This window comes from Bacillus sp. LR--39 (assembly GCF_053613335.1).
Genome location: NZ_JBSIOT010001453.1, coordinates 1 through 544, shown reverse-complemented (window position 1 = coordinate 544; position 544 = coordinate 1). Strand labels below are relative to the sequence as shown.

The following is a 544-nucleotide window of genomic DNA, read 5'->3' as shown; positions in this document are numbered from 1 at the left end:
TGAATGACTACGGACGCTGGATCACGGAACAGCCGCTTTACATCGAAAGCGGGTACACACCGGAAGCAATTTCAACCGGCCCGCGCATCGGCATTGACAACAGCGGGGAGGCACGCGATTATCCATGGCGTTTCTGGGTGACGGGAAACAGGTACGTGTCGCGTTAGCATGTTTAAGGAAGAGGCAATCAGGGGAATGGTTGAGAAAAAAGAAGGGAGAATCGGAGCTTTGAAAAAGATGATCAAAACCGTTATCAAATGGGCGCCGGTCATTTACCCGATTGTTCGAAAAATCATGAAGGACCGCAAGGCGTCTAAACAAAAGAATATGTCCGCATCTAGAACAGCCGGCTGATCCCGGCTGTTTTTTTATAGGTCAGTTTTCCCTCTAGTCCTACGGATGTTCATTGACTTGCCATTCTCTCCATTATAGAATTTATATACATTTCGCATCCCTTCATCATCCTTTCTGCCTATTCACTGAATTCCTGCATCTACTAGTTAGGAGGTTTTTCTCATGCTTCATGGGCGACTACGTGATATTC

The 544-nt window shown here is 46.7% G+C and carries 2 protein-coding genes; both read left to right on the top strand.

Translation table 11 applies throughout. The features are described from left to right. Positions 1-167: DNA-3-methyladenine glycosylase (locus tag ACWHAR_RS31085; RefSeq protein WP_452088933.1), on the top strand; the 167-nt coding region annotated here is incomplete at its 5' end. 28 nt (positions 168-195) lie between these two features. Next, positions 196-354 (top strand): hypothetical protein, encoded by a 159-nt coding sequence (locus ACWHAR_RS31080; RefSeq protein ID WP_009968374.1) that lies wholly within the window; start codon positions 196-198, stop codon positions 352-354. Positions 355-544: the final 190 nt, after the last annotated feature.

Excerpts from the sequence above, each read along its gene's own strand:
- ACWHAR_RS31080 (WP_009968374.1), top strand. The coding sequence starts at position 196 with ATGGTTGAGAAAAAAGAAGGGAGAATCGGAGCTTTGAAAAAGATGATC.